At 43.1% G+C, this 21658-nt stretch carries 22 protein-coding genes and 1 tRNA gene; 11 read left to right on the top strand and 12 right to left on the bottom strand.

What is annotated here, in order from left to right; all coding sequences use genetic code 11:
• Positions 1–9: 9 nt before the first annotated feature.
• The 7 genes from U5K35_RS18100 to U5K35_RS18070 all read right to left on the bottom strand — a co-directional run bounded on the left by U5K35_RS18100 (position 10) and on the right by U5K35_RS18070 (position 6896).
• Positions 10–657 carry a DUF2459 domain-containing protein gene (locus tag U5K35_RS18100; protein ID WP_322572926.1) on the bottom strand — a complete coding sequence of 216 codons (648 nt, stop codon included), beginning with the start codon at positions 655–657 and terminating at the stop codon, positions 10–12.
• 60 nt (positions 658–717) lie between these two features.
• Entirely contained in the window at positions 718–1494 is a 777-nt protein-coding gene (locus U5K35_RS18095) for a type 1 glutamine amidotransferase (protein ID WP_322572925.1), read from the bottom strand.
• Positions 1481–2491 carry an amidoligase family protein gene (locus U5K35_RS18090; RefSeq protein ID WP_322572924.1) on the bottom strand — a complete coding sequence of 337 codons (1011 nt, stop codon included), beginning with the start codon at positions 2489–2491 and terminating at the stop codon, positions 1481–1483. The genes U5K35_RS18095 and U5K35_RS18090 overlap by 14 nt, the downstream gene beginning before the upstream one ends.
• A gap of 76 nt (positions 2492–2567) precedes the next feature.
• Positions 2568–3350: a penicillin acylase family protein gene (locus U5K35_RS18085; protein ID WP_322572923.1), complete on the bottom strand. Its 783-nt coding sequence runs from the start codon at positions 3348–3350 to the stop codon at positions 2568–2570.
• The gene (locus U5K35_RS18080; RefSeq protein WP_322572922.1) at positions 3313–5004 is read right to left on the bottom strand and encodes a penicillin acylase family protein; all 1692 of its coding nucleotides are present in this window, start codon (positions 5002–5004) and stop codon (positions 3313–3315) included. Before U5K35_RS18080 ends, U5K35_RS18085 begins: the two co-directional genes overlap by 38 nt.
• Before the next feature lie 93 nt (positions 5005–5097).
• Complete coding sequence (locus U5K35_RS18075; RefSeq protein WP_322572921.1) at positions 5098–5856, bottom strand: DUF481 domain-containing protein; 759 nt, start codon at positions 5854–5856, stop codon at positions 5098–5100.
• Between the two features lie 143 nt (positions 5857–5999).
• A complete protein-coding gene (locus tag U5K35_RS18070; RefSeq protein ID WP_322572920.1) occupies positions 6000–6896 on the bottom strand; it encodes a dimethylarginine dimethylaminohydrolase family protein in 897 nt (298 codons plus the stop codon).
• Positions 6897–7069: 173 nt separating this feature from the next.
• Between U5K35_RS18070 and U5K35_RS18065 the strand changes: the two genes are divergently transcribed.
• Complete coding sequence (locus tag U5K35_RS18065) at positions 7070–7990, top strand: DUF58 domain-containing protein (protein WP_322572919.1); 921 nt, start codon at positions 7070–7072, stop codon at positions 7988–7990.
• Between the two features lie 9 nt (positions 7991–7999).
• On the opposite strand, the gene U5K35_RS18060 is transcribed toward U5K35_RS18065, so the two are convergent.
• Positions 8000–8794 carry an SDR family oxidoreductase gene (locus U5K35_RS18060; RefSeq protein WP_322572918.1) on the bottom strand — a complete coding sequence of 265 codons (795 nt, stop codon included), beginning with the start codon at positions 8792–8794 and terminating at the stop codon, positions 8000–8002.
• A 139-nt stretch (positions 8795–8933) separates the two neighbouring features.
• On the opposite strand from U5K35_RS18060, the gene U5K35_RS18055 reads away from it, so the two are divergent.
• Both U5K35_RS18055 and U5K35_RS18050 read left to right on the top strand, forming a co-directional pair.
• A complete protein-coding gene (locus tag U5K35_RS18055; protein ID WP_322572917.1) occupies positions 8934–9629 on the top strand; it encodes a response regulator transcription factor in 696 nt (231 codons plus the stop codon).
• Positions 9630–9636: 7 nt separating this feature from the next.
• A complete protein-coding gene (locus U5K35_RS18050; protein WP_322572916.1) occupies positions 9637–11028 on the top strand; it encodes a HAMP domain-containing sensor histidine kinase in 1392 nt (463 codons plus the stop codon).
• Here the strand turns inward: U5K35_RS18050 and U5K35_RS18045 are convergent.
• Positions 11020–11631, bottom strand: a complete 612-nt coding sequence (locus U5K35_RS18045) for an MIP/aquaporin family protein (RefSeq protein WP_322572915.1) — start codon at positions 11629–11631, stop codon at positions 11020–11022. The two genes, U5K35_RS18050 and U5K35_RS18045, sit on opposite strands and share 9 nt — an antisense overlap.
• Positions 11632–11912: 281 nt before the next feature.
• Here U5K35_RS18045 and hemH point away from each other — a divergent pair, with 281 nt between their 5' ends.
• The 6 genes from hemH to hemF all read left to right on the top strand — a co-directional run bounded on the left by hemH (position 11913) and on the right by hemF (position 18194).
• Entirely contained in the window at positions 11913–13052 is a 1140-nt protein-coding gene (gene hemH, locus U5K35_RS18040; RefSeq protein ID WP_322572914.1) for a ferrochelatase, read from the top strand.
• A 3-nt stretch (positions 13053–13055) separates the two neighbouring features.
• Entirely contained in the window at positions 13056–14318 is a 1263-nt protein-coding gene (hemA, locus tag U5K35_RS18035; RefSeq protein ID WP_322572913.1) for a glutamyl-tRNA reductase, read from the top strand.
• Positions 14311–15225: a hydroxymethylbilane synthase gene (gene hemC, locus U5K35_RS18030; RefSeq protein WP_322572912.1), complete on the top strand. Its 915-nt coding sequence runs from the start codon at positions 14311–14313 to the stop codon at positions 15223–15225. The genes hemA and hemC overlap by 8 nt, the downstream gene beginning before the upstream one ends.
• Before the next feature lie 27 nt (positions 15226–15252).
• A complete protein-coding gene (locus U5K35_RS18025) occupies positions 15253–15990 on the top strand; it encodes a uroporphyrinogen-III synthase (protein ID WP_322572911.1) in 738 nt (245 codons plus the stop codon).
• A gap of 46 nt (positions 15991–16036) precedes the next feature.
• Positions 16037–17080 (top strand): uroporphyrinogen decarboxylase, encoded by a 1044-nt coding sequence (hemE, locus tag U5K35_RS18020; RefSeq protein WP_322572910.1) that lies wholly within the window; start codon positions 16037–16039, stop codon positions 17078–17080.
• Positions 17081–17285: 205 nt separating this feature from the next.
• Entirely contained in the window at positions 17286–18194 is a 909-nt protein-coding gene (hemF, locus tag U5K35_RS18015; protein ID WP_416221672.1) for an oxygen-dependent coproporphyrinogen oxidase, read from the top strand.
• A 279-nt stretch (positions 18195–18473) separates the two neighbouring features.
• Here hemF and U5K35_RS18010 read toward each other — a convergent pair whose 3' ends face one another.
• The 3 genes from U5K35_RS18010 to cutA all read right to left on the bottom strand — a co-directional run bounded on the left by U5K35_RS18010 (position 18474) and on the right by cutA (position 20024).
• Positions 18474–18836: a nuclear transport factor 2 family protein gene (locus tag U5K35_RS18010; protein ID WP_322572908.1), complete on the bottom strand. Its 363-nt coding sequence runs from the start codon at positions 18834–18836 to the stop codon at positions 18474–18476.
• A 92-nt stretch (positions 18837–18928) separates the two neighbouring features.
• On the bottom strand, positions 18929–19660 hold the full coding sequence (locus tag U5K35_RS18005; RefSeq protein WP_322572907.1) for an enoyl-CoA hydratase/isomerase family protein: 732 nt from the start codon (positions 19658–19660) through the stop codon (positions 18929–18931).
• Between the two features lies 1 nt (position 19661).
• Entirely contained in the window at positions 19662–20024 is a 363-nt protein-coding gene (gene cutA / locus U5K35_RS18000; protein ID WP_322572906.1) for a divalent-cation tolerance protein CutA, read from the bottom strand.
• Positions 20025–20188: 164 nt separating this feature from the next.
• Here cutA and U5K35_RS17995 point away from each other — a divergent pair.
• Positions 20189–20272 (top strand) — tRNA-Leu (locus U5K35_RS17995).
• A gap of 43 nt (positions 20273–20315) precedes the next feature.
• Entirely contained in the window at positions 20316–21614 is a 1299-nt protein-coding gene (gene tig, locus U5K35_RS17990; RefSeq protein WP_322572905.1) for a trigger factor, read from the top strand.
• The last annotated feature ends 44 nt before the right edge of the window (positions 21615–21658 follow it).

Raw genomic sequence — 21658 nt, 5'->3', positions numbered from 1 at the left:
AACTTCTCTTTATTGAATGACTACCCCATCCTCAGATGCTTGTTTAATCACATTTCCGGAAGTAAAGGCATAGAAAGGGGAGATGGGATACCCGGTTTTTCGTAAAGCTTTAGCGGTCCACTTATTCGAGGTTCTGGGTAAAATGTAAATTTTCTCTGATTCCAGAAAGACGCTGTTTCGATAGAGTCCATCGGCATAAAAGACCGGATCTCCGTCTTTATTTTTCTTGATGGTTTGGTCTATAAATTTACCCAGCTCAACGGCTCCTTCTTCCGTGATCTTGATCTCAACAACTTTACTTCCCGAAAAGTACATCTCAACAGGAACATCGAATCCTACAACGTGAATAGCACTTTTGGTTGGTAGCAGTGCGGCTCGCATCATGATCCAAAAACCCGCTTCAGTATCTGAGTAATACCTGGCATCCCCCCATCCGAATTTTAAGAATTTAGTATCCGGGATTTCAGGGTGTTCAGGAATCTGATTTAAAACGTATTCCGACTCTATTGCAATTCCTGCGTGCCATCCGTGACTTACAATGTATACGGGAACGGTACGCAAATCGGGGTCATCAGGATAGAGATTTCGCACGGGGTTCAGGCAACCGGTGAGAATCACCAGAGTGAATAAAAAAAGAAGTGGTTTATTCTGTTTCATTGATTACTGATTTGTTTTTACAATCTAACAGATAGAAAACAAATCTCAGAATAATTCGATTTAACGGGCGTGGTTTACAAGCTTCTTGAAAATATTTCGCTGTCTTTTAACCTGAATTAAGTATTCCGGGTGCCACTGTACGCCTATTACAAATGGAAAACCGGAGTGTTCAAAGCCTTGGGTGATGTCGGTATAGAGCTCTTTGGCAACCAGCTGAACTCCCTTGCCCGGATCGTGAATCGCCTGGTTATGAAGTGCATTTACATTGCAAACATCGGTATCCAATATTTTTTGCAACTTTGATCCCTTTCTCAGCTTGACTCTCTTTTTTGGAAAGATAGACGCAATTTGAGGGCGCTCTGTGTAAAAGCCACTTATATCCTGATGCAGTGTTCCCTGAAAATGGACATTCATCAACTGCATGCCCCTGCAAATACCCAGTACCGGTTTATTTTGATTCAATGCATATTCTAGCAACTGCAGCTCAAGTTTATCCCTTTCGATATCAATCGGTGAGGTTTTGGTTGATCGAAAATATCGGCCAATCCAGTAAATGGGGAAAAAGATGATGGAAAGTATCCACTCAAATATATTTCTCTTGTTTTTCACCAAGACGGATTTTTCAATACGTTCCTGTCCATATTTTTTTGGTTCAACATCAGCTCCGCCACCAAGAATTAACCCGTCAATCTGGTTTACATCAGCAGGTCTGTCCGGGGTGATTCTGAGTGGTTTACCACCGGCTAAGCGCACGGAAAGGGCAGTAAAAAACCATGCGGCGCCACCGCCTTGGTTGGGTCCGGTTATTCCGATCGTTGGCCGTTTATTCCCAAACATGCTTCACCCAGCGGTCCATCAGTTTAATCCATTTATTGTCGAAGCGAATAAGTGTTTCCCGTTTCATTTTCAGATATGCTCTCGAATATTGGTTTAACGATTTTTCATCTGAAGCGAGTTCTTCTACCAGTACCCATCGATTCCATTCCTGAGATAATGACCATGATTCATCTTCAAGTGAGCAGTTGGGTAATCTATAGTGATACGTAGGCCGTGATGATGTGATACTGTCGGAAATTAAGGACGAGGTTAACTCTTCATTTAAAAACATGAACAGAGGCAACATATCAAGCGGGCGATTGCGGGAATTGTCAAACGTAAAGTAGTCTTTGATCAGCTGATTCAGGTTCGGCTTGTAGTCCGGATTCAGAATATGAATAATATAGTCCTCCTCATATTCATTGATATACGGTGTGATCTGCCGGCTGATATTGATTTTAGAGTCTTTGCGAATCCAGTGTGCGAGTAGAATGTATGCGCGCAGATGATTCAATACAGATTCAACAGTGGAATCCGGAATCTCAGGATTGAGGTGCAGTCCGAACGCATAGATAAATGAGCTCCCTGTTCCTTTCGCTTTATGAGCCCTCAACTCATCAACAAGCTTATTAAGTTCACTCATTTTGGAAAGCTGGATGGGTGGAGTGATGATCTCGAATGGAACCACCGAAGAGGCCATCCCCTTCAACGAATCTTCTAATGATTCTCTTTTTTTGAAGGAGCTGATATCTATTCCAATCTTTTCGAATATCTCCTCATATTTTTTATCCCTTAAAAGCTGAGCATCCAGTTCTAATCTGAATGAACCGAAAGATGTATGATTAACAGAGTATGCATAAGTTGATTCTTGTTGAATCTCACCTCCATAAATGGATTGTATAATTTCGGAGGCAAGCTCCATGGATATCCCGGTAAACTCGAACTCATAACCCACTTTTCTCTCTTTCCCCTGAGGGTTTAAGAGTGATGGTGGAGATTTGAAACTGTTTATTTTCATCCGATAACTGTTTGATGGGTAGCAGGCAATTACAACAAATACTAACTTAAAAACGTGTTGTCAGAATGCCGGATTTTCAATCCGGACTATTAAAACGAAGGGTGAGAGGGAATTCTTGATCTGATGCAGGCTTCTCTCTGAGAAACATCAGTTCGAAAAGCTCTCCGTTATTCCAGGTTTCAACGAATTCATCATAAGTTTTGGAACCCGGATTTCCACTTTGTCCTCCGGGATAAACGCCATATCCGCGTACTCCTTCGGGATCCAACTCCACGATCATTCTCCAGGACGGGCCGTGGCTGCCCCAAATAGCGTTTACAGATTCATTGCTGCCATCTGTGAAGAGGTCGGTTACTCCCATTCCCGGGATCTGTCCCAAGTGATTTAGGTTTGTGTTGTTATAGTGTCCCCACTTCCAGTTCTCTTTGTTAGCACCAAATCTGTCATTCAGGTTGGAAATGGCTTGTTTAAACGCCGGGTATGTTAAATCGGAAAACGTCTCCACAGCTTCGGTTTCCGGGTTATTAAACCATGGTGAGTCAGGGTTGTTGATGATTAAATCTACCGTTACATCGCGATCCGGTTTCCTCATGGGAATTTGAGTGCTGTACTTATTATCCCAAATCGAACTGTAGAGCTCACGCCACCACTCTCTGAAAATTGCAGGGGCTATTTCTTCTCCAATATTGTTGTAATTCCAATTATTCAGAATATCTATGATCTCTTTTTCTGATTCTTCCAGTTCGTCAAGGTTGATTGTAGTTAACAGTTTGGGCAGCAATCTTTCCCCATGATAGCTATATGAGTCGAGGTGTAGATCTTTAAAATCCTTCCACGGTAACGTTCTCCATCTCAGCAAGGCGATCGTTTATTCTTCTGCCGCGTTCAAACGGAGCGAATGATTCACCCAGATAGTGAGGGTATGTCTCATCTGTAGGATATTGGTTGGCCGCACTCAGATAGCCGCGTTCCGGATTTAAGGAATACGGGTTTTGTTCATATGGAATATAGTCAGTCCAATCGTATCGCGAATCAGATCCGTCGCTGACGGTTCTGCCCTGATACTCCCATTTCAACGGGAGTTTGCCTCCGGTTTGAATCGCAATATTTCCGTCCGTGCCCGCATAGTTCATATTTTGTGCAGGTGCTTTATACGTTATAAAAGCCTCCTTAAAATCGTTGTAGTCTTCTCCCCGATTCAGTTTGTAAAAGGTGCGAAGCTCATTCGAGGGTTCGTGTGCAATCCACTTTAAAGCATGATCCCGTTGGATGGTTTGTGTAACAGGTGTTTCTTCGCGGGTCTCATAAACAGGACCGTGATGTGTAAAGAGAATGGTGTCTTGCACTGCTTTACCGGATTTTGAACGGATGGTTTCAACTCTCTGCTCTACGGGAAGCCAGGAGCCGTCGTGTAAATATTCGCTGCGGTTGTCATTTCGAAATGTGATTTCATACCAGTCCATGACGTCGGCGCCTGTGTTGGTTGAGCCCCAGGCGATATTTTCATTATATCCGACAATAATGGTTGGTGCACCCTGCAGGCTTACCCCGTATACATTAATATCAGGTGTGTGCAGCTGAACTTCGTACCAAATGGATGGCATGCTCATATTCAAGTGCATGTCGTTTGATAAAATCGGGTAACCGCCCGCACTTTTGGTTCCGTCAACAACCCAGTTATTGCTGCCATTAAAAGGATGGGGCTGCCAAAGTTCAATATCCTGAGTAAACGTTGGCTGATAGAGTTGGTTCGGTGCCTGTGCAGAGGTAGTAGAAAAATCCCAGTCTGTTTCAGCGGGTACAATAGGATCCATCAGGTCAGGTCGCTTGCTCAAAAACCGATTGACAAAATCTTCTCCGAGATGAGCCATTGTGTTGCTGGTCCGTACGTCTTCTGATCGGGCAGCCAGCATTTGGGTCATGTATTTTAGCAATATAGCCGTGTTGATTGGCTTCCATTCGGCCGGTTCAACTCCTAAAATTTTATACTCCAATGGATATTTTTCGTAATACAATGACTCTATGTATGTATTAACTCCATCGGCATAGGCCTGGATCGCGTTGGCTATGACAGGATCTGAAGTTATCTCTTCCATTGCACGTTCTGCTCCGTAAACCATGCCCAGCCGTCGCTGATTTTTATCGTAATTGATCAGGTCGTCTCCCATCCATTCTGCGAGATATCCTCCGGCCGCCCTTATTTGCAGCTCCATCTGAAAAAGGCGGTCTCTGGCCGTTACATAACCTTGAGTGTAGTATAAATCGTAATCATTTTCTGCAAAGATGTGAGGTACTCCGCGATCGTCAAAATACACCTCTACCGGACCCTGCAGTTTATCTGATTGAAGAGATATTTCTCCCTTAACCTGATGTGTTTCAGCATTAGCCCAGAAACCACTGATGGGGTGAAAAAACGACCCGATTGCAGGCAGCGGACCCAATGGAATTGAGTACAAAAACAGGAGTGCACCTAATAGAAATAGAGAGAGAACAGCGTAAATTTTGGCAGACATTTTATCTTATTTAATTGAACAGGTTTACGTTACCAAAATTGATTGAAAGGGTAAAGTTTAGATGTAACCGTGTTAGTTCACTTTTACAGTTGATTAAAACGAGAGAACAATCCCGTTTTTCAGCTCATATGTTAGATTGGGCACGTCAATAACCGGTTCAACGTCGTAGGTCATAGTAAAGCTGACTCTAAATGTAATAGATCGGCTCATACGTATGTTAAGCTGATTTTCTGAAGTTGCGCGAGGTTTTAAAAATCGATCCGGCCTGGCTTGATAGTACCCGATCATGGTAAGAGACGTTTGAGAATTCAGCTGGCCTCGAACCACAATATTACTCGTACTTTTTAGATATTCATTCTTTTCGGATAGGCCATCACTTAAGCCCCACTCTTCAAACTCATACATTAATCCCGTGGAGATATGCCCCCTCAGGTTTGGTTGAGACAAAAAGGTATATCGAATGCCCGCACCGCCAAGTGCACGGTTCAGTAAGCCAAGATTGTTGTTATATTGATACTGAACAAAAACTTCCGGGGAGAAACTGTTTTTCCGGTTCAATGTTGAACGTAAATGCACATATCCGTTGCTGACGAGAGAGTTGCCGTCTACATTTACCAGATCGATATTGCTGAGTAGAAGATATCCGTGTTTTTCAGAAAAGTAAGCCGTATTAGCTTGTCCGCCAATTTTTAAAATGCGTTCATTGTATTTATTGAGCGAAAAATCCGCGCCCAGTTCGCCGGTCCATCCTGTAGTATCCGCATCGGCTCGAACCCGCTCCACATTAAGCACTTGTGCATGTAAGATGTTTGCAGAGAGAATAAAGATTGTAAGAAGTAGTAGCTTTCTCAACGGGAATGAATTTTTATTAAAATTTAGCTTGTATAAACTGAGTTTTTAACAAATCGTTTCTGCATAAAAAAAACGGAATCGCTGTGAAAACGATCCCGTTTACGTTCGGGACTGTTAATTTATCGATAAACTGTAAATGGAAATTACCAAAGAAGCATTTTCATACAGAAAACACTTCCGCCACTTTTTATAAACTCAAATGTGCTGTATTCGTGAACAGAAAACCCTTCATCACGAAGTTTTTGATTTACATCGGTACAGCCCTGCTGAATGAGTACATTTTTACCATCCGGACATGTGGCATTGACGGCAAAGAGTTTTTCTGCTTCATACTGGGTGGCCTCGATGACGTTATCAAATAGTTTATGAATCATCTCCAACCCGTCCTTCTTAAATGCGTCCGGATAAATAAGAACACTCTTTTCGTTAAGCATGGCCATGCAGGTATCCATGTGATAGAATTTATCATCGGATAATTCCAGTGCGATGACCGGAGTGTCAAATTTATCAACAATCTGATTGTATGCTTTTAATGAGGAGCGAAATCCGTAACCACCCCACAGAAGTCTTTTTTTGAAGTGCCACAGTGCATCGCCCATTCCCTCAAAATCATCAACTTCGGAATCGTCTAAATATTCAATTTCATAATCTTGTTCTTTGTACCATTTTTCGATGTAGGGCACCTCATCCTTGCGTTCCTGAGAGTGCATGATGCTCATCAGTGCTTTTCTGTTTCCCTTTTCATCAATGAACGGAAGGCTTTGATTGGCGCAAAAAACCATATCCGGCAGCCCTTCCACGCCGTCCAGCTGATGAACTTTAAAACCCAGCTCCTCATAGCCGTCTACAAGATGCTCCCACTCATTTAAGGCCTGCATTTTGTCAACATTTCCAATATGATCTTTCATGTGCGGGTTGATCACATACTCAACATCAAAATAGGTTGGATTTACCATCAACACTTGTTTAGGTGCCGGCATTGACGGGATGTCGTTAAGGGTAAAATCTATTTGATCAGCCGAAGTGTATACTTTTTTCATTAGAACGTAGTTTAAGTGAAGTCTCTCAGTTAACCCGTGAGCAACGGTCAGTCAAAACCTAATCGCTTTTTTTAGAGTTTATAAGAGTAAGAAATTTCACTGCCATCTTCCACAAAAAGCATTTAATAAAAATCAGTTTTTGCCGATAAAGACGAAAAAGGATAGGTTCTATTATGTTATTGGATCCAGATATTTTAACTCAATTAGCTCCGCTGGAGATGAAAGCCCGCCGGATTGTGGAAGGATTTATTTCCGGACTGCACAGAAGTCCATATCATGGCTTTAGCGTGGAGTTTGCCGAACACAAACCGTACAATCAGGGCGATGACTTTAAGCACATAGACTGGAAAGTTTATGGTAAAACGGAGCGATTTTATGTAAAGCGCTATGAGGCTGAAACAAATCTTCGAGCTCATGTAGTACTGGATGTAAGCAGTTCGATGCATTACAAATATTTCGCGGACTGGAGCAAGCTTAAATATGCCATTCATTATGCCGCGTCACTAATGTATATGATGCATCGCCAAAGAGATGCATGTGGCATGGTTCTGTTTGATGATGAAATTCGGACCCAGTTTCCAACGAAATCTTCCTACAGCCACCTCCGTCTGCTTTACACCGAACTTGAGAAATTGCTTCAAGATGAAGAGAAGGAAAAGGAATCACGAAAAAAATCCGCGTCGGCCAATGCCCTGCACACATTGGCCGAAAGTTTGAAGAACAGAAGTTTGATAGTGATTATTACCGATCTGTTTGAAAACGTAAGCGGTCACGATTCATTGATTTCGGCGATGCGGCACTTGCGGCACCAGCGGCACGAGGTGCTTTTGTTTAACGTGCTTGAGCACAAAAGTGAACGAGAACTCGATTTTCCGGACGGCAGATATCTTTTTGAGGATATGGAGACAGGGGAGGAGATGGAGATGAATCCGGCCCAATTCAGGGAGTCGTATAAGAAAAAAGTAGAAGAGTACACGCAGAAATTTAAAATTGCATGTAATGAGGCCGGAGTAGACTTTGAGGAGATTGACACTCAAAAACCGTTTGACCTCGCACTACTTGCCTATTTAAATAAAAGAAAGCGTCTGGGCTGATTTGATCTGCTAGGTAACACTCACCCGTTTTAGAATTTTGTTGAACAGTCCGGGCACGAATCGTTTCAGATACACTCCCATCAATTCGGCGCCGCCCAGGTAGATCTCATCTTTCCTCCCAGTCAGTTTCGGAATTAGTTTTTTTGCAAACTCCTCAGGCGGCATCGCATTTTTCTGTCCCTTACCCATTTTGTTATACTTCTCACCAGATCCGGTTAAGGCATTTACAGTAACATCGGTTTTCACATAGCCGGGACATACGAGGGTTACATCAATATTGTGATCGTAAACCTCCTGTCGTAAAGAGTCGAAATATCCGTGAAGAGCATGTTTTGATGCGGCATATGTGGAGCGTAATTTTGTACCGAATTTCCCCATTACACTGCTGATAACCACAATGTGTCCGGATTTTTGTTCAATAAATTTTGGGAGTACTGCTTTGGTGAGTGCCACAGTTCCAAAAAAGTTGACTTCCATCACCCTTCGTACGGTAGACATCTCAGTATCTACAGCATATGATCTCTGACTTATTCCCCCGTTATTTATGAGCATATCTAAATGGCCGAAATAAGCCAGGGCTTCCAGAACTTTATCCTCCATGATTTCAGTATCCGCCAAATCTAAAGGAAGAATTTTTACGCTCTCCTCGCTGTTGGAGCAATTTTCTTTAACGCGCTCAAGCTCCTCAATCCTGCGTGCTGATAGAATTAAGTGTGCTCCTTTTTTGTTAAATTCGTACGCGAGAGCCTCACCTATCCCGGAAGAAGCTCCTGTTATCCAGATTACTTTTTTTTGAAGTGTCATTTGACTGATCTTATTTTCAGTTCAATGAAATATAGTCTAATCAATTTCAACTCTAAACTTAATTTCAAACAAAAACTGAGTCGAATCTGAGTTAGATTTAGAATCAGTTGAGTCAAACAAGTGAACAATTAAAACAGATATGCAGCCAAAACCCACCATTCTTTTAGTTGAAGACGAAATTGAGCCGGCAGAAATGCTAGCTAACTTTTTAGAACTGAACAATTATAACGTTTTGGTAGCGCACGATGGGCTTAAGGCTCTTGATCTGATAGATCAGCATGCGAGCGATATTCATTTGGCTGTATTGGATATCATGGTACCGAATGTTGACGGAAAGGAAATTTGCAGCGTAATACGAAAACACCCGGTAATGAGTGAAATCCCGGTTATTTTTCTCACTGCCAAGGATAAGGAAAAAGATGAAATTGAAGGGCTGGAATTGGGCGCCGACGATTATATTTCAAAACCGGCCAGTTTGAAGCTTGTAAAGGCACATATCGAATCGCTTCTGAGAAGACAGCAGCCTCAAAACAGCAAATGGATTCAGCATGGTGAACTGTTTCTGGATACCAGCGGAAAAGATCTCTATTTAAAAGATAAACGTGTAGAACTTACCTCAACGGAGTATGCTATTGTTGAAATGTTTTTTCAAAATCCCAAGCGTGTCTACTCTCGTCAGCAGATTTTAGAGCACATCGGTGGAGATGATCGTTTCGTCTTCGATCGTACGGTGGATGTGCACATCAAAAACCTCAGGTTAAAGCTGGGAGAAGCATCAGATATGATTAAAACCTACAGAGGACTTGGCTACGGGATGAACCGTGAAATGCTATAACTGAACAATGAGTATTCGCTCTAAACTTGCCTGGACGTTTATACTGCTGCTTATTTTCGGAATTACAGCAATAAGCAGCTATTCCATTCTTTTTATTCGTAACTATTTGTTGAGTGAGGGGGAATTACAGATTGTAAACGATACCGAATGGCTGGCCATAACCATTCAAAATCTTCGTATTGACGAGGACTTTGAGACGAACTTAAACGAAGCAGCCCGCACATCCGGCTATCAAATTGCAGTTTACGATGAGGACGGCCAACTCTTTGCTGAAGTACCCTATTTCACCGAGCGAACGGCTCCCGGGCTTATTGATGGTTTGACATCATCGTTTGAGCAGGCTCAGAACGGTGTGCTTCTTCAAAATCAGGCAGAAAATGATTACCTAAGAGCTTTTTTTGAATTAAACAGCGACCTCAATCCGGCGAGCTATTTACTGGTTAGTATCCAGAAAGATCAGATCTATGAGCCTATCAAAACGATTCGGTGGATTATCTACACCGGTATGTTTATTTCGATCGCGTTGGTCATTCTAGTAAGCATTCTTTTTTCACGCTACATTTCAAGGCCTATACTTCAACTTGAGTCGGCCGCCCGCGATATCGCCGAAGGTAATGTGGAGCGTACGCTGAATTTGGACAGAAAAGATGAGTTTGGTCAGCTTGCCGATTCCTTGAATCGAATGGCCGAGAGATTCAGGGCTGATAATGAAGAGATGAAAAAGCTCTACGAAAAGCAGAGCCAGTTTTTTGCTGATATTACCCACGAAATCAGGAATCCGCTCCATACAATTACGGGATCGCTTGAAATGCTGGAGATGGATTCGCTGTCGGAAGAGAAGAAAGAGCACTACTTAAAAACAGCTGCCCGTCAGGCCGAGAGAATTAATAGGCTCTTTGTAGATTTGAAAACTCTTCAGCACTACGATTCCGACTCCTATTTTATCGAAAAGCAGTCTTTCGATATCCAAAAAGTTATCAATCAGGTGATAAGCATTTACCGGCCTCAGGCGGATAAAAAGAGCATTGAGATTAACTATGATGGAAAATCAGGGGTTGTTTATGCCGATCCCGATAAAATTGAACAAGTGCTGGAGAATCTGATTTCCAACGCTGTGAAATACACAAATGAGGGGAGCATTGATGTGAAAGTTGAAGAGGCTGAGAATGGATATCAAATTCACGTTATTGATTCCGGAATCGGGATTTCAGAAGAGCATTTAAGCAGGCTGTTTGATCGATTTTACAGAACCGATAAAGCGCGTTCTAGAGATAAAGGCGGTACCGGCTTAGGTCTGTCCGTGGTGAAAAGCATACTCAGCGCCCATAACTCAGATATATTTGTAAAAAGCACACCCGGCTCAGGTTCAGATTTTTGGTTTACGCTGCCATCAGGTTGAAAGCTTGCGATGCACAAAAGCAGCTGAGAGCCCGCCTAACAAAGGCGTTAATAAATAAACCGGCAAATGGTAATAAGAGTAACCGTGGTTAATTGTATCCGCGGTGATATAACCGAGATTCAAGGCCGGATTAAGGCCAACTCCGGTATAAGGTTCGGTAATGTAGTAACAGGCTGCAAGTACCCCGCCTGCAATAATGCCGTAAATTGGATTTCTTCTGCGTCTGTTTGGATAGATGAAGTACAAAAAGACCAGGATAAAAAAGAAAGAGAAGATAAACTCCACTGCAATAAATCCGCTTAATGTTGTGCTGGGATCAGGTTGTGTTACGAAAGTAGTTCCGGAAATCCACCAGACAAATGCAGAGGCTGCCAGAGCTCCAACTACCTGGGAAAATATATTAGCTGAAATTTTTGAGGAAGGAATTTCATCCGCTGCCCACGCCGCAAGTGTAACAGCCGGGTTGAAATGTCCGCCGGTAAGATCCGCTCCGATATATATGAAAGCAGCCAAAATGAGTCCAATGGCAATTGGATCACCCGAAATACCTAAAGCTACTACCAATAAGAAGGTGCCGAAAAACTCTATGAAATATTTGAGCATGCAATGGGGTTTATTAGACCTACGTCCGAATCTACTTGATAGATGCCCAACATAGCAAATAAAAACTGTTCTTATTTGTTAAAAAATTGTTGGAGAATGCGATACAACTAAGTGTAGTAGCAGACCAAGGCAGCTTTTTTTGGAATAATACCGTCAGTAAAAACAGTAAAGTAATTGAAAAACAGAGGCTTCAGGTCAAAAGGGGGATAGCTTCGAATGATTGACTCTTCACGAACGCTTCACAAAAAAACAGTTATTTTGATGATTGTAACCCCCCATAAATGATAACAACAGGTAAAATGCGTATTGGTGTAGTTTTAATGAACTTGGGTGGACCAACCCATGAAAACAACGTGAGAATCTTTCTCCGGAATCTGTTTAAAGACGAAGATATAATAAAATTAGGGGGTGGAGTTGCTCAAAACCTGTTTGCCAATGTAATTTCAAAGTTTCGCGCACCATCCGTTGCAGAAGATTATAAAGAGATAAACGGTTGTCCAAATGGATGTACCGGAAATGAGCACTGTTTTAACAGGAAAAATAAAGAAGTTTCCAATTGCTGCTCACCTATTAACGGACTAACTGAGGCTCAGAGACGCGGACTGGAAAAATATTTCAAGAATATATTACCGGAGCATGAGGTGAAGGTTTATACCTGTATGAGGTATTGGCTGCCGTTTGCCGATCAGATTATGGATGATATGGTTGAAGACGGAATCACACATACGGTTCTTATGCCGCTATATCCACAGTTTTCCTGGACAACCACGGGAAGCAGTTTCCGTGATTGGGAAGACACCCTCAAGGAAAAATTTCCGGATGGAGAAAAACCCTGGAAAGAGTTTCATGTCAAAAATTATTACAAGAATGAATCTTATCTGAGTGCCATCAATGAACGTATTGATGAGGCTTTGGATGAGATGGATGATGAGACACGCCGAAAAACGCATATTATTTTCAGCGCGCACGGAACTCCGCTGTTAGAGGTACGGAGCGGAGATCCTTACACTGTTGAAATCAAAGAGACGATGGAAGCCTTGATGGAGCGCAGGGAAGAGAAACACTCTTACTGGCTTGGTTTTCAGTCTAAGGTAGGTCCTCAAAAATGGACTCAGCCTAATACTGAAGAGCTGGTGAGACGACATCTGGAATATGGCATTAAAAATTTTCTGATGGTGCCTATTGCATTCGTAACAGATCATATCGAAACTCTATATGAGCTTGGCGTAGAATTGGTAGAAGATCTTGAAGAAGAAGGTTTTGAATTTGAAAACCTGAAGGTTATGAAAGGTTTGAACGATCATCCGGGCTTTATAAAAGCACTGGCAGAAGAGACGCTGAATTCATTAAAGCATGAGATCTCTCCGGATGCGGTTCAATGGGATAGTGAAGAAAAATCAAAGGTTGAAGTAACAAAATAGAGGATGATTCATCCAACGGTTCAGGATTTTGTAGTAGTCGGGATAAATCACTGGGATGCTCCGGTCGAGATACGGGAGAAGTTTAGCCTCAGCAATAAGGGGAAGGAACTTCTGCTTGAAGGAGCTCATCGCGAGGGAATAGATAGCCTGTTTTTAGTCTCAACGTGTAACCGTACAGAGATTTTTGCTCAAAATGTATCTACGCGGGAGTTGATTCGATTGCTCACCAACTACTCTAACGGCACACTCGATGAGTTTCATCGCTACGGCTTTGAGCATGAGGGCGATAGGGCAGTGCTGCATCTTTTTAAAGTGGCCACGGGGCTCGATTCACAAATTTTGGGTGACCTCCAAATTGTAAAACAGGTTAAGGAAGGGTATGAGTATGCGGCTAAGCAGGCAATGGTATCCGGTGAATTTCACCGTTTGATGCAGCATGTTTTTAGAGCGCACAAACGATCCCGAAACGAAACGACTCTTGGACAGGGTGCAGCTACTGTAGCTTATGCGGCAGTTCAGTTTGCAATGAGGACATTTGAGAATCTCAAGAATAAAAATATTCTGCTGGTAGGGACCGGTAAAATTGGAAAAGTGACCTGTAAGAATCTAGTAAACCTGGGTGCAAGCAAGCTGACGCTGATCAACAGGACAAGAGACCGGGCTGAATTTGTGGCAGACAGGTTTAATCTGGAGGTGGCAGATATGGATCGTCTGCCTGAACAGATTGCGGATGCTGACCTTGTTATTGTTGCTACAGGCGCGGATGCCCCCATCATACGTCCGGAGCACATGCAGCCTTCGATGGAGAATCCGAAATTTAAGGTGATGCTGGACCTCTCTGTGCCAAGAAATATCGACCCTAACGTTGCAACACTCGACTTTGTGGATGTAGCGAATATGGATATGCTGGGTGATGTTACCGATGAGGCGTATAAAAAACGGGAGCAACAGGTTCCGTCTGTTAAAAAAATCATCAACGAAGAGCTTTCTGATTACAAGCTGTGGCTGAATGAACAGCGCGTTGTGCCAACAATAAAGGCGCTTACCAAAAAATTTGACTCAATCCGTGAAGACGAGCTGAACTTTTTCAGGAATAAAATTTCCACGGGCGACTACGATAAGATTGAGAATATGACTCGCCGAATCGTCAACAAAATTGCGGCGTACAGTATAGAGCATTTACGAGATCACCACGAATCAGAAGAGGTTGCTGAAATGGTAGCTGAGATGTTTAAGCTCAAAGCCAAAAACGGCAATCATGAGTGATAAGATTCGAATTGGTACAAGAGACAGTGAACTGGCAACCTGGCAGGCAAAACAGGTTCAGACTAAGCTGCAAGAATTTGGACATGAAGCTGAACTGATTTTTGTAAAGTCGGAAGGAGATCTCGATTTGACGACTCCGCTGACGGAAATGGGTGGTAAAGGTGTTTTTACCAAAGCATTGGATGATGCACTGCTTGAGAACCGGATCGATATTGCGGTTCACTCGTTTAAAGATCTGCCTACCGAAAATCCATTGCCGCTTATCGTCAGTGCAGTGATGGAGAGAGAAGACCCGCGCGATGCATTGGTTGCTCCCCGGGGAATTGAATTTTTAGATGACGAAGTGGCCGGTGCCGTAATTGCAACCAGCAGTAACCGCAGGAGAGCTCAGTGGCTGCACCGCTATCCAAACCACGAGATAACGAATATTCGAGGCAACGTAAATACACGCCTTCGTAAAGTGAACGAGCATGGTTGGAATGGAGCAATCTTTGCAGCGGCCGGTTTGAAACGAATTGGCCTGGATAACAATATTTCTGAGTATCTGGATTGGATGGTTCCGGCTCCGGCGCAAGGTGCTATGGCCGTTATGATCCGGGAAGAGGATAAAAACATGATGGAGGTCACTTCTCAGCTCAATCACGAGGCGACGGCATTATGCACGGGTATTGAACGAGAGCTGCTCAATGAGATGGAAGCAGGATGCAGCGCTCCGGTAGGTGCATTTGCGGAAATAATTGATGGAAATGTACATCTTTCAGCGATTGCGCTAAAAACAGATGGATCCGTTCAATATGATATTGAAATGTCGGCACCGGTAAGCGATGCGAAAGGGATAGGCAGAGAAGCCGGGAGAAAATTACTCGAAATGGGTGCATCTGAAATTGTAGCCGAACTTCGCTCTTAATTGCATTCATCTGAAACGGCAAATCCTATGAAAAAGCGTCATAAGATTTTAGTTACTCGGGAGCTGACAGATGAGCAGCTACATCTTGCCGATGATTTGGGTTTAGAGGTAACTGTTGAACCTGCCATTCGTTTTGAATTTCGGAAGAATTGGAGCTCTGTTGTGAGCTCCATCGAAGAAGCTGAATCACCGATCTTTGCATTTACCAGTCAGAACGGAGTGAAAGCTCTGCAAAAATTGATGGAGCAAGGTTACACACCCCCGGCCAATGTTGTATTCTATTCTGTGGGTGAAAAGACGGCATCCGCTCTGCAAGAGTTGGGATTCACTGCTGTTGTTCCGGAATTGAACTATGGAGAACAGCTTGGCGAAAAGATTGCTTCTGATTTGAATCAATCCGGTTTGAAAGGAGCCGTTGTTTTTCATTTTTGTGGAAATCGCAGGCGTGAAGAGATGCGACAGACTTTGGAAGAATCCGGTATCGATGTGAAAGACCTGGTTGTCTATGAGACAATTTTAAATCGCATGAACATTAATGGAATTAACGCAGAGGGTGTTCTTTTTTACAGTCCCAGCGCCGTTGAGGCGTTTCGAAAAAGTGGCGGGTTTAGAAGTGAAAATCTGCCGGAACTGTTTGCGATTGGCCATACAACGGCGCAAGAACTGAGTATCGAATCGGGACGCAATGTCCACGTATCACCAGAAACAAATACCGAAGATTTTCTGACATTTACATCCAGAGTTTTAAATGAAATTAGAAATTGACCATTGATTAGGTTGATTAATAGTAATCCAGTAACAAATTAAATTCATGTCTCACAGTTTCCCTGAACTTAAAAACGACCTTTTTCTCAGAGCACTTAAAGGAGAAGAAGTTGAACGGCCTCCGGTTTGGATGATGCGGCAAGCCGGCCGCTATCTGCCACAGTATATGGTTTTGAGAAAGAAGCATACGTTTTTTGAGCGGGTTGAGACTCCGGAATTGGCGTGCGAAATTACCATTCAGCCGATTGATGAGCTGGAGCCGGATGCTGCCATCATATTTTCCGATATTCTCACTATCCCACAGGCACTCGGCATTGACGTGGATCTTGTAAAAGGAAAGGGACCGGTGCTGGAAAACAATATCCAGACTGTGGATCACGCATTTTCAATCTTAGCTGAAGATGTGCCACAAAAGCTCGATCACGTAATGAAGGCGATTACGCTGACCCGCCATGAGCTGAATGGAAGAGTTCCGCTGATTGGCTTTGGCGGTGCACCGTGGACTCTTTTCTGCTACATGGTTCAGGGTGAAGGCTCCAAGAATTTTGATAAGGCGAAATCATTTCTCTATCAGCATCCCGACGCATCCAGGCATGTAATGAAGGAGCTTACAAAAGCTACAATCGACTATTTGCAGGCGCAGGTTAAAGCCGGCGCACAGGCAGTTCAGGTTTTTGATTCCTGGAGCGGCCTGCTAAGTCCGGATGATTTTAATGAGTGGGCGTTACCCTATTTGATGGAGATCACTCAGTCGATCAAGGATGTGCCTGTGATACTGTTCGCAAAAGGTTCCTGGTATGCACTGGAGAGGCTGAGTTATAAAAGCGGTGCTTCTGCACTTGGGATCGACTGGACGATTTCACCCGAGTATGCACGAGAAAAAACCCGAAATGAAATCACGTTACAGGGCAATTTCGATCCCACTCAACTACTGGCACCTATTCCGGAAATTAAGAAACAGACGAAGCGCATGATTGATCGATTTGGCGTTCAGAAATATATCGCGAACCTGGGACACGGAATTCTGCCTCACGTACCCGTTGATCACGCCCGCGCTTTCGTAGATACCGTTAAAGAGTATCAACGATGAGTTTTTTATTGGTGAAAATCCAAAAGTCCCCTCTTGAGAGGGGATTGAGGGGTGTGTTGGTTGAGTTTAGATATTTGAAATAACCTGTGATTAAATCAACGCCTCGTGTACATCCCCCCAGTGAAAATGCTGAACGCATTTCCACATACCCCCTTCAAAGGGGGACTTATTAAATCCCGAATTAATAATGTCACAAATGTCCTCAATCAAACAATCCTTCACCAAATACATTTACAATCTCCAGGACGAAATCTGTTCTGCGTTGGAAGAAGTGGATGGTGTAGCTAATTTCCGGGAAGACAAATGGAACCGGGAGGGTGGTGGCGGAGGCCGAACCCGTGTGATTGAAAAGGGAGATGTTTTTGAAAAGGGAGGAGTGAATATTTCAACGGTTTATGGAGAGCTGCCTGATCCAATTAAAAAGCATTTTAATGTTGAGAGCGGCTGGTTTTGGGCCGGTGGAATCTCGCTGGTTATTCACCCCAAAAACCCGATGGTTCCAACCGTACACGCTAACTTTCGATACTTTGAGCTTTATGAAGACGAAGATATGGACAAGCCGGTGGATGGCTGGTTTGGCGGCGGGGCGGATCTGACACCGTACTATCTGTTTGAAGAGGATGCGGTTCACTTTCATACTGAACTTAAAAAAGCCTGTGACAGGCACGGTGAGGATCTCTATCCAAAGTTTAAAAAGCAGTGTGATGAATATTTTTATAACTCACATCGGGGCGAAGCCCGTGGAGTGGGTGGGTTATTCTTTGACTATCTCCGGGAGGATGAAGAGCGATCCTTGAAAGATTGGCACTCATTTACCGAAGATGCCGGCTCAGCTTTTTTGGATGCCTACCTTCCGATTTTGAAAGACAGAATTAAAGAGCCCTTTAATCGTGCGCAACGGTACTGGCAGGAGGTCCGAAGAGGCAGGTATGTTGAGTTTAACTTAATTCATGACCGTGGGACACTGTTCGGTTTAAAAACCGATGGCAGAATTGAGTCGATACTAATGAGTTTGCCGCCCCAGGTACGATGGGATTATGATCATTCACCAAAGCCGGGCTCTAAAGAGGCTGAACTGTTGGATGTTTTGGAAAATCCGAGAGATTGGGTGTGAGAAAGAAAGTTCTCTCTTGTGGAAGTAGTGTCGAGAGTGCAGGCGCGTTTGATCTAAATGTACATCGCGGGAGTACTCCTGAAGCTTTAGCGAAGGAGGGAGTACAGTCCTCCCCAGCCTAAAGTGAACTGGTACTCCACCTCATAGGGTAATTGAATTCGTAAACATCCCCCTTAGTCAACCACTGAACGTGTTTGACTACTGCCCCCTTCGAAGGGGGACTTTAAATAAAAAAAGCCCTCCATTTCTGAAGGGCTCTTGAAATTAATTCAGCAGTAATTAATTCTGCTGTGTTCCGTAGAAACGTTCTCTCACAATTTTGCCGTTTTCCCAATCCTGGGTGGCAACTTGTTCGAGTTTCATTCTGTTTCCGCCTTTAAACGTTACGTCCATCCAGCTTTCCACCGATGTTTTTCCGGATTCTTCGTTAGCGGTAATTCCAACTACTTCCATTCCGTTGAAAGATTCAACGCTGTCGAAAAACTCATTTTCACGCTTTCTGTTTGCGTCTTTTCCTTCAACGGCGGTTCCGTCTTCCAGAATCATGGTCACATCATCCGCGTAATATTTTTCAAATGCGTCTAATGCGGTTCCGCTTTGTACATGCTTATATACGTCTTTAATTTTTTCTTTAACACTCATAGTATTTATTTAGTTTAATGTAAAATTGTTTACAACTAAAACAACTAAAATGAGTGGCAGGAAGTTCAGGCAGTTCGTAAAAATTTTGAAAATTACTGCTTCCGCTTCAGGAAATCTGTTACCCTTGAAATATGCTCCTCACTTTCCCAAAATTGAGTAAAGGGTTCCAGCTCATCCGTAATTTTACGGTGATCCTTCCGCTTCATGTATTCAATAAATGTCCTGTCGTTGAGGGTCAGCTTTTCAACCAAATCGTTTAATGATGTCTCAAACTCATCATCGGCAAAGATATCCTGAATCAGTCCGGATTGCAGGGCTTCATTTGAATCAATGACTTTCTGAGAGGCGAGCCAGTAATCAGCCATACTTTTGCCAACTACTTCACTTAAGCGGGTTAATCCACCCCATCCGGGCGGGAGGTAGAACTTTCCCTGAGTGAACCCAAAACGGGCAGAAGCTTTGGCAATCCGGAAGTCAAAACTGAGCATGGTTTCCCAACCTCCGCCATATGCATGTCCGTTTACGGCGGCAAGGGTCCAGCATTTCAGATGTTCAAATCTGTGCAAAATTTCGAGCATTCGGGAAGACATCTTTCTGGCGCCTTCAGCATCATCAATGCTGTGAAATTCTTTTAGGTCGCCTCCCGAAATAAAACGGTTATCTTTTCCGGTTAAAATAAACAGACGGAGATTATCATCTTGTTCAATTTCATCAAGGATAGACTCGAGCCGGTCCATGACTTCAAAGTTGATGGCGTTCATCGCCTCGGGACGGTCTATCTTAGCGGTAGCTGTAAACTTTTCCTTAATAAATGTTACGGGCATTTCAGGAGTTTTTGAGTTTTTCCTCGGAAGAGAGAGGGGGTTTTACTGAGTTTGTCAGCCAGTCAATGTAGTCCTGATTTCCTTCCTGCTCGGAAATTTTCAATGAAATAACGCATGGCACTTCATATGAATGAATCTCCTTCACTCGTTGAGTGAGTAATTGCACATTGCTGTAACTTGTTTTTACAATGAGTATGCATTCACGTTCTGTAACCACTTTATCCTTCCATCTGTAAACGGAGCTCATGTTGTCGATAATATTTCCACAAGCAGCAAGTTTTTCTTCAACCAGGGTACGGGCAATTTGTTCAGCCTCACTGCGATCTTTGGTGGTGATATAAATAAAACGAAGGTTTTTAAACATGATGAAAGTAATCTTAAACTGAGTTTTACTTAAGCTATAAAAACGGGTAAAACTGTACCCGTTAGAACAATTAATAAAGTACTTCGAAATTGTTGAATTCAGAAGAAAAAAACGTTAACTTTTTAGGCTCTGATTCAAAATCATATTTAATCAGAAAGTTAGTTGCGAGAGTGGCGGAATTGGTAGACGCGCTAGATTTAGGATCTAGTACTTTAACCGGTGTGGGGGTTCGAGTCCCCCCTCTCGTACTTCCAATCTTACAAATTATCTGAAAACTAAATCATACAACACGTGGACATTTCTGTTCAGGATATTACATCCGTAGACAAAGAGATTATCGTAAAAGCAACAAGGGACGATCTCTCTTCTAAATTTGACAAAGCTTATAAAAAATACCAAAAACAGATCCAGATGCCCGGATTTCGACCCGGTCGTGTGCCTCTCGGTCTTGTGAAAAAGCGATTTGGCAAAGAGATTGAGATGGAGGAGATCAACTCATACGTACAAGAAGTGTATGAGAAAGAGATTGTTCCGGAACATGAGCCGGTCGGTGAGACCAAGATGCTCGATATGAACTGGGAAAATGATGAGCTTGAAGTAAAATTCCAGGTTGGAAAAAAACCTGAGTTTGAGTTAACCGAACTCGAGAAGGTTGAAGTGGACAAGATGGTTCACGATGTAACAGACGAAGAAGTTGAAGAGGAGATTGAAAGAACGCTCGAGCGCCAAGGCAACTGGAAGGAGACAGACGAAGAAATTACCGAAGAGTGCCAGGTAACCGTAGATGCCGTTTCATTGGATGAAGATGGCAATCCTGTTGAGGGCGAAAAAGATGAAGATCAAAAACTAGATCTGAGACAGGAAGGCGCAAAGGACTTTCGCGAAAAACTGGTTGGCAAAAAGAAAGGCGACGTCGTTAAAATGGAAATTGGCGAAGACGATGAAGTCGACCGTTTTGAAATCCATGTCAAAAAAGTGGAAGTAATGGATAAGGCTGAACTCACGGATGAGTTTGTGAAGGAGCAGTCTAACGGCGAAGCGAAAAATGTAGACGAGTTTAAGAGCTTCATCAAAAGTAAGATGCAGGAGTACTACGATCAGTCAGCTGAAGATATGTTTAAGCAGGATGCGATCGATGCTTTAACTGAAAAGCACGACATTGAAGTGCCTGAAGTGATGCAGGATCAAATTCTGGACTCTTACGTTGAGTATGCCAAGCAACAATCCGGAGGGCAGCTGCCTGAAGATTTTGACTTTAGCGAGTACAAGGAAAATATGCGTGAGCAGGCAGTTCGCGAAGGTAAATGGGCGTTTATCAGCGAGAAGCTTCAGAGCAAATTTGATGATATCGAGATCAAACCGGAAGACATTGATGAGTTTATCGGTATGGAAGCCGCTAAGCACGGAATGTCAGCTGATCAGTTGAAAGGATATTATGCTCAAAACCCGAATCAGCTCGAAAGTCTGCGTACAAGCATTCGGGAAAATAAAGTTTTTGATAAATTAAATGATGTCGTTAAAATAAATGAACTCTCTAAAGACGAATTTCGTAAGAAGAGAGAAGAGAAACAGGAAAAAGACGACAAATAAATTCACGACTAAATCATGAGTACCAAACAACCCCTTTTTGAAAT

It is taken from the genome of Rhodohalobacter sp., assembly GCF_034521535.1.
In the GTDB taxonomy this organism is placed as follows: domain Bacteria; phylum Bacteroidota; class Rhodothermia; order Balneolales; family Balneolaceae; genus Rhodohalobacter.
Note: the sequence above shows the minus strand (reverse complement) of the source record. Positions and strands in the feature narration are given on the sequence as shown.